The sequence below is a fragment of the Candidatus Stygibacter australis genome (assembly GCA_030765845.1).
In the GTDB taxonomy this organism is placed as follows: Bacteria; Cloacimonadota; Cloacimonadia; order Cloacimonadales; family TCS61; genus Stygibacter; species Stygibacter australis.
The window spans coordinates 1-3234 of record JAVCDJ010000163.1 but is presented as its reverse complement, the minus strand read 5'-3'; the positions used below and the strand labels follow the sequence as shown (position 1 = coordinate 3234).

General features: G+C 34.5%; 2 protein-coding genes. Both read left to right on the top strand.

Annotation, left to right across the window (positions count from 1 at the left end; all coding sequences use genetic code 11):
* Positions 1-519: 519 nt before the first annotated feature.
* Positions 520-1563: a DMT family transporter gene (locus RAO94_08040; GenBank protein MDP8322286.1), complete on the top strand. Its 1044-nt coding sequence runs from the start codon at positions 520-522 to the stop codon at positions 1561-1563.
* A 244-nt stretch (positions 1564-1807) separates the two neighbouring features.
* Positions 1808-3234: M14 family zinc carboxypeptidase (locus tag RAO94_08035; GenBank protein ID MDP8322285.1), on the top strand; the 1427-nt coding region annotated here is incomplete at its 3' end.

The following is a 3234-nucleotide window of genomic DNA, read 5'->3' as shown; positions in this document are numbered from 1 at the left end:
TCAATTACTCTCCCCTTCCCCTTCTCCTTTTCCCCTCTTCAATTTTACATTTTCAATTTTCAATTTTCAATTTCCCTCCCCCCTTCTCCCCTTCGCTCCCTCTCTCCCTCGTTTATTCCAGCTCCAGTAGTTTCCACGTTTCAACGTAATGGCTTTGATGTAGTAGAATGGGGTGGAATATTGCATAATTAACATCTAAGCAAATTAATACCAGCCTGAAGATACATAATAATTAATTATTGTTAATTAGTTTACTGTATGCTGAATGAATAGCATAATATCATTATTCTGGCGTATTTAAATAAACTTCTTGCACTCTTAAGTAAAAGACAATTATATGCTTTTAAGAATTTCTGATTGTGATGATGTAGTTTTCATAAATCAGCAGCAAGATGTTATCATTTTGGAACTACAAGCTAGAGACTTTCAGGATACCTGATGAGATGGCGTTACAGTTTAGAGTATTTAGTTGATAATGTTAGTTTTATATCTAAAGATGATATATTGACAGGGAGTTAGATGAAGCGTACTGCATTGTTTATAGGTTTATTGTCTGGATTGTTATTTGGGATTGGGACTCCTTTTAGTAAACTGCTACTTAATGAAGTAAATAGCTTTAAATTAGATGGGTTACTCTATTTAGGAGCTGCAATTATCTTTATCCCCTACGTATTGAAAAATTACAAAGAAGAGTTTCATTATATTATGAAATCAAAAACTGCGAAATCAATTATTGGCATTATAATTTTTGGAGGATTACTTGGCCCCGTATTTCTTTTATTCGGTTTGAAATTAGCAAATTCATCATCAGTATCTGTCTGGTTGAATTTAGAATTAGTTGCTACAGCAATTTTAGGAGTACTTTTTTTTAAAGATCATTTGGATAAGCCTGCCTTGATTGGTGTCCTTTTCTCAATTGCTGCTGGAATAATGATTTCATTTCAAGAAGGAACCGGAGCATTATATTCAGGAATTCTAATTGCATTGGCATGTATATGTTGGGGGATTGATAATCATCTGACAGCTTTAGTTGATGGAACTTCACCACAAACAATTACTTTTCTAAAAGGAATTTTTGCTGGTTCTACTAATCTGATAATTGGAATGATTATTGGTGGTGCATATATCGCCCCTGATATTGTATTTTTCTCGTTAATTGTTGGAATCGTCTCTTATGGGCTAAGTATTGTTCTTTATGTTACATCTGCTCAACATCTGGGAGCTACAAGGAGTCAGATTCTTTTTTCAACTGGACCTTTCTGGGGAATTATGGCAGCTTTTGTTTTGCTATCTGAACCGATAAATATTTATGTAACAATTTCAATGGCATTTTTAGCAATTGGAATTGTAATGACCAATATTTTAACTCATGAGCATACTCATAAACATTTGAAAACTTCGCATATTCACCTACATAGCCATGAGGATGAACATCATAACCATACTCATGAGATTGAATTTATCAAAACTAAACTACACATTCATATACATGAACACGATGAAATACACCATAAACATAAACATTTTCCAGATTTACATCATAGACATAAACACGAAAAATAGAATATCAGAAAAAAGAGTATAAAAATTTACTGTGTATCCAGTTAAAATTAAATTGCCACTGTAAGCAGATTAACTGATTCCCAATATTACACCGTTCATCCGCTTATAAATGATGATATTGATCCAGTTTACCCAGTTAACAGTGTTAACCTTATTAACTAAGTTCACCAGGGATATATATATGAGAAATCCTTGACTTGAATCCAATATTAATAAATTTAGGAGAAAATATTCGGAGTGACTTATGAAAAGGCAGGTATTTGTATTATTGCTTATGCTCAGTATAGTCCATATTTCGGCAACTGAACATTACTTAAAATTGAGTAATGTAAGATCAGAACAGATTGCAATACTCACTCGTCTGATTTCTATAGATAGTATTGAAGATAATACCGTTTATGCCTATGCCAATCAACAACAATTAAATCGGTTGAGAACGCTTCCTTATACATTTGAGATCATACCGGGTCCGCTTGCCGGATTTGAACCTGATATGGCAGAAACAAGAGAACAGATGAGGGACTGGAATTATTATCCTACTTATGATACTTACATAGAGCTCATGTATCAGTTTGCAGAAGAATATCCTGATATCTGTGAAGTATTTTCAATTGGTAATTCCATAGAAGGTCGCGAGTTATTAGTTGCTCACATAGGGGATGATATTAGTATCGAGTCAGATGAACCTGAGTTTTATTACATGGGTCAAATTCATGGAGATGAGTTGGTTGCAAGTATAGTGCTAATGCATCTGATTGATGATCTGTTAACCTTATACAGAACAGATACAAGAATAGACAATATTGTTAATGAAATTGATATTTATATAAATCCCCTGGCTAACCCAGATGGTCTTTACGCTGGAGGAAATAATACAGTTGCTGGAGCTACTCGGGGAAATGCAAATCATATAGATATGAACCGTAATTATCCTGACCCTGAAGATGGGCAGCATCCGGATGGTTATGAAACTCAACCGGAAATTATTGCCCAGATAGAATTTATTGCAGAGCATAATTTCGTTCTAACTGCTGACCTGCATTCAGGTATTGAGGTTATTATGTATCCATGGTTTACCTGGGAGACACTTCATGCAGATGATAACTGGTTCCAGAATGTCTGCCAGACTTATGTGGAAGCAGCTCATGAATTATCACCACCTGAATATTTTACTTATGCTGGTGAAGGTGTATTGAACGGATTCCTCTATTGCCCAATATCTGGTTGTAGCGTGGATTACATGAACTGGTATCAGAATGTTAGATGTTTTTGTTTAGAATTAAGTTACGAGAAAGCTCTTCCGGCTGATGAACTTGAAGATTATTATCTATGGAATTATAATGCTATGCTTCTGTTTATGGAAGAAACTCTTTGCGGACTCCGTGGTATAGTTACTAATGAATTTGGTATAACAATAGAAGCCAAAATAACAGTTGAAGACCATGACTTTAATCACAGTGAAATATATACTGATCCTGACATTGGGGATTATCATCGTCCCATAGGTGAAGGAATTTATGATTTTACGTATTCTTCCTGGGGTTATGAAAGCCAAACATTTACAATAAGTGTCCCTGCTCAGGATATTGTTATTCAAGATGTTAGTTTACAGGCAGTTGCTTTAGCAGATATTGATGGTATTGTTATAGATGGTTTAACTGGAATTCCATT